Below are 4,668 nucleotides of genomic sequence, written 5' to 3' on the forward strand. Positions count from 1 at the left end.
TCTGCAACGTAGGTGGCGAGCCGCTCCGCGCCTCAGCAGGACCGCATCTCGACGAGACAGCCTTCACGCATATGCTCGATGCCGCCCCGCCCGATCTGGCACACATCTCACTGCTGATCGAGAACCTCGCGGCTGCCGACCACGACCTGTCTCTGCGACTCCTCGAACACTCCGCACGAAGGATCGCATCGTTGCTTTCCGCTGATCCAGTCCGACGATGGAACGAACTGTTCGGCCTGATGTTCCATGTCCTTGGCTACGGCGCGATTTCGTTCGGTGACCGAACCAACCTGCCGAAAAAATGCCGACCCGCTGCGCGCGCTCTTGTCCGCGAACTCGACCGCGACAAAGTCGCACACACTCTCGCCGGCCCACAGGACCAGTGGGGACAGATAAACTTCGACGTCTTTATCGGCCTGGTCAAGAAGACAGATCCCGCCACCTTCACTGCGATCGCAGACCGGATCGACTTCGCGCGGCTCGAGAAATCACTGGCCGTTCCAGAAGGACGACCAACGCGGACGGGCCTCTACCTCTGCTTGCAGCTATCAGATCAGAAGCCCGACCACGTCCACGCGATCCTCGACCGACTGGAACCATCACTCACGGAACTCGATTCCTTCATCGCCTTCATCGCCCCCGACGTCGCCGCACGCGCGCTGCGACGAGGACTCCCGCTCGACCTTCAGCTCGATCACCATCACTGGGGCTGGGCAACCGCCGTGGTCGCTCGTCTCGCCGAGCACGACCCCGACCTCGCAAGAGAAATAGTCCAGGCAAACAGAGACGGGATGATCGAGGGTCTCACCAACAACACAACGAGCCCCTTCGACAACCTCAGCAGGTGGGTAGAGCTTTGTGATCATCTCGACCCTGCCCTGATCGACATCCTCATCGCAGAACTTCCCGAGGGGGCCGTGTCGAAATGGGATCGAGCCATCAAACGTCCGCAGCGCTACGGACACTGGCGGCGCGACCAGATCGCACCTCTAGTTCTTCGCGCATCCAGGGCTGGCGGGCACGTCCAGTCTGAGGCTTTGCAACTACTCCGGCGCTTCCCAACACTCGCAAGGGAAACGTCAGCTCCCTGATCGCAGGAGACGGGAGTGCGATGTTCTCACAGTTCCTACCGATCGATATCCGCGTCAGAGATTCCATGTGGTATTGCCCGCCCCTGACGCCCCGGTGACCAGGAACACCTGGCCCACGGTCGAGGCCGGCGCCACCGAGCCACACTGCGGGCACCGCGCGGCACCGTTGGTGGGCGTCATCGGACGCTGCTCGTCACAGGTCTGGCAGTAGTGCATCCCCGGATCATCCCGCGCCCGGCCAACTCGATATCCGCCGGCCTCTCAGTCCGGTGCGCCCCGGTCGATCCGGAGCGTGGCCACGAGGTCCTCGTGCAACTCGAACCACGCGCGGTGGCATGAGTCGCGGTCGGTGCGGTCCACCCATTCCGTCTCGCCTGATCGCACCCGCGCGAGTGCGCACAGGTATCGCTGGTCGTAGCCCTCGAAGCGCGGCAGCGTCCCGGTCAACCTGGCCACCAGTGGCACCAGGGCCGCGCCAAGGTCGGCCAGTTCGACGACCACTCCTGCATCCCACGCCCGGTCGCTGTGGTCGTTCACGGCGAGCGGGTCACCCGGCGCGGGCCGGAGCTGCCAGTGCGTGCAGGCACGCTGCAACCGGGTGTTGAGGGGCAGGAAGTCCGTGTACGCCGCCTTGACCACGCCTCGAGCGTGTCGGTGCTCGAGCTCCGTGGCGAGCAGGCGTTCGTTCTCCACGCGTCCGAGCTCGGTCAGAGACCACCCGCTCAGGTCCGCGAACGTGGCGTACGACATCCAGCCCTCGCTTCGTGCGGCCTCGACCTCCTGGCACGCGACAGCCTCAGGCAGGTCGAATCGGCCGGCGATCGCGGGAACGTCGGCGAAGCCGAGGATGCGGACCGCATGGAGCACCAGGAGTTGCGCCGCGGAACCGCCTGTCATCTCGCCTCGCTGCGCGCGGCCAGCCGCTGGAAGTGCTGCTGGCACGCCTGCGGCGAGTTGAAGCCCATCGCGTCGGCGATCTGTGCCCAGGTCATGCCGGCGCTACGCGCGACGAACAGCATGCCGGTCTCGAGTCCGTCGACCTCGGCGCGCGCCGCCGGCAGCAGCGACAGAGCGGCGCCGACCTCGTCGCGATCGAGGCTCTGCGAACGCCAGAGTGCGAGCTGCACGAGGTCGACGGCGGAGTGCGGCACCGTCGCCGGGCGCCAGGGCGGCGCGGGGATCCGGTCCCCGCCGAGCCCACGCAGTCGTTCGCTCGCCGTGCGCTCTCGGTCGGCGTTGCGCTGGTCAGAGGCCGCGACGGAATCTGAGTGGTTGCGTGGCACGGCCCCATCCTGCACAATCAACGAACTGTTGTCAATGAACTGTTGATAGGGGGGGGCCGGATGATCCCGCTGGATCGCACCGTGGCGCCGAGCTGTGGGCCGAAGGCGGCCCGACTTGCGGCGCTGCGACGAGCCGGACTCCCGGTGCCGGACGGGTTCGTGGTGACAGCCGACCTCGCCGACGCGGCCCTCGCCGGCGTGGCCGGGACGCTCACACGCGAGCTCGCTCGGCTGGGCGACAGTCCCGTCGCGGTGCGGTCCTCCGCGGCGGGAGAGGACGCCGCGGGGAGCTCGGCCGCCGGCCAGTACGTCACGGTGCTCGGCGTGCAGAGCGCGGCTGCGGTCGCAGCGGCCATCCAGTCCTGCCGGGACTCGTGGCACAGTCCACGGGCACGCGCATACCGGCAAGCCAGTGGCCAGAGCGACGCCGGCGGCATGGCGGTCCTGGTCCAGCGCATGGTCGACGCCGATGTGGCCGGAGTGATGTTCACCGGGTCTGAGGGCGTCGACATCGAAGCGTCGTGGGGGCTGGGCCCCAGCGTCGTCAATGGCACCGTGTCCCCCGACGCGTTCCACGTGGGCACAGACGGCTCGATCAGCCGACGCCTCGGAGCGAAGTCCAGCAGGCTGGACCGGCGCGGCTCGCTGGTGGTACGCAGCGCGTCATCGGAGCGCGACCAGCGCGCTCCCTGCCTCGACGACGCCGTCATCGGAGAGCTCGCCGCCATGGGGCAGCGAGTCGCCAGGGTGCTGGAGGGACCACATGACATCGAATGGGCACTCGCAGACGGCCGCCTCTGGCTGCTGCAGTCCCGGCCCGTGACCGCCCGCCTCCCCCAGCGCCAGACCGACCGAGCATCGAGCAGGGACTCCCGAGCCGCGCATCGCGTGGCCATGTCCGGCACACCTGGAAGCCCAGGCACGGCGACCGGAACGGCTCGGATCGTCTGCGGCCCCTCCGACTTCGCCCAGGTTCGCGCGGGCGACATCCTCGTCTGTCCGTTCACCGATCCCGCCTGGACACCCCTGCTCGGCGTCGCCTCCGGGGTCGTCACCGAACGCGGAGGCGCTCTCTCCCACGCCGCCATCGTCGCCCGGGAGCGACGCATCCCGGCCGTTCTCGACGTCCATGACGCCACCACACGGCTACACAACCGCAGCACCGTCACGGTCGATGGCACCGCTGGGACCGTCGTCGTCCACACCTCCTAGGGAGAAGCTCTGACATGGCCACGCGACACCTCTACCTGGCACGGCACGGCGAGGCCGACCCGTTCGGCGACATCACCGAGACAGGACGACAGCAGGCGCGCCTCCTCGGCGAGCGCCTCGCCACGACGCCGTTCGATGCCGTGTGGCACTCGCCGCTCCCACGAGCCGCCGCCACTGCGCGCGAGCTCGCGCCGCGCCTGCGCGGCGCCCCCGTCGGGGCCGCCGAGGAGCTGATCGACCACGTGCCATACGTGCCTCCGCAGGGTGAGATCCCGGCCTCGCAGGCCGGCTTCTTCGACGGCTACGACGCTGACAAAGCCGCTGCTGGAGACCGGAGCGCAGCGGCGCTGGTGACCCGGTTTGCCCGCCCGCCCGCGGCCGGCCAGGATCGCGACTCGCACGAGCTGCTCATCACGCACGCCTACCAGGTCGCATGGCTGGTGCGCGATGCCCTCGATGCGCCGCCGGCGCGCTGGATCGACCTCGACTGCGCGAACGCCGCACTCACGACCATCGAGTATCGACCGGGGCTACGGCCGACGTTGGTGACGTTCAACGATCTCGGCCACCTCCCTGCGGCCCTGCGCTGGACCGGCGTACGGGGCGGAGACTCACGCCACTGATCGCGTCGTTCAACACGACGGCCCCCGGGGGTCTCCCCGGGGGCCGTCGCAGATGTTGCGGTCAGGCGGTCAGGCTCAGAAGCCCATGCCGCCCATGCCACCCATGTCGTCACCGCCGCCGGCGGGGGCCGCGGGGGCCTTCTCCGGCTTGTCGGCCACGACGGCCTCGGTGGTGAGGAACAGACCGGCGATCGAGGCGGCGTTCTGCAGCGCGGAACGGGTCACCTTGACCGGGTCGTTGATGCCAGCGGCGAGCAGGTCCTCGTAGTCGCCGGTGGCGGCGTTGAGGCCCTGGCCGGCGGGCAGCGAGCGCACGCGCTCGGCGACCACGCCGCCCTCGAGACCGGCGTTGATGGCGATCAGCATGAGCGGGGCGTCCACCGCAACATTCAAGATGTTCGCACCGGTCGCATCGTCGACCACGAGCTCGAGAGACTCGAGAGCCGTCTTGGCGGCCTG

General features: G+C 68.8%; 6 protein-coding genes. 3 read left to right on the forward strand and 3 right to left on the reverse strand.

What is annotated here, in order from left to right; genetic code table 11:
- Positions 1 to 1,091: hypothetical protein (locus ACOJSN_RS20185; protein WP_420114273.1), on the forward strand; the 1,091-nt coding region annotated here is incomplete at its 5' end.
- 261 nt (positions 1,092 to 1,352) lie between these two features.
- On the opposite strand, the gene ACOJSN_RS20190 is transcribed toward ACOJSN_RS20185, so the two are convergent.
- Both ACOJSN_RS20190 and ACOJSN_RS20195 read right to left on the reverse strand, forming a co-directional pair.
- A complete protein-coding gene (locus tag ACOJSN_RS20190) occupies positions 1,353 to 1,988 on the reverse strand; it encodes a transcriptional regulator (RefSeq protein WP_420114274.1) in 636 nt (211 codons plus the stop codon).
- Positions 1,985 to 2,374: a DNA-binding protein gene (locus tag ACOJSN_RS20195; RefSeq protein WP_420114275.1), complete on the reverse strand. Its 390-nt coding sequence runs from the start codon at positions 2,372 to 2,374 to the stop codon at positions 1,985 to 1,987. Before ACOJSN_RS20195 ends, ACOJSN_RS20190 begins: the two co-directional genes overlap by 4 nt.
- Before the next feature lie 60 nt (positions 2,375 to 2,434).
- Between ACOJSN_RS20195 and ACOJSN_RS20200 the strand changes: the two genes are divergently transcribed.
- Together ACOJSN_RS20200 and ACOJSN_RS20205 are read left to right on the forward strand one after the other, a co-directional pair.
- Positions 2,435 to 3,586, forward strand: coding sequence for a PEP/pyruvate-binding domain-containing protein (locus ACOJSN_RS20200; protein WP_420114276.1), 1,152 nt, complete (start codon positions 2,435 to 2,437; stop codon positions 3,584 to 3,586).
- A 14-nt stretch (positions 3,587 to 3,600) separates the two neighbouring features.
- Positions 3,601 to 4,209 (forward strand): histidine phosphatase family protein, encoded by a 609-nt coding sequence (locus ACOJSN_RS20205; protein ID WP_420114277.1) that lies wholly within the window; start codon positions 3,601 to 3,603, stop codon positions 4,207 to 4,209.
- A 75-nt stretch (positions 4,210 to 4,284) separates the two neighbouring features.
- Here the strand turns inward: ACOJSN_RS20205 and ACOJSN_RS20210 are convergent.
- Positions 4,285 to 4,668 (reverse strand): TCP-1/cpn60 chaperonin family protein (locus ACOJSN_RS20210; protein WP_420114278.1); only part of this gene is annotated, 384 nt, incomplete at its 5' end.

Origin of the sequence: Pseudactinotalea sp., from assembly GCF_048594945.1 — a bacterium.
Taxonomy (GTDB): domain Bacteria; phylum Actinomycetota; class Actinomycetes; order Actinomycetales; family Beutenbergiaceae; genus Pseudactinotalea.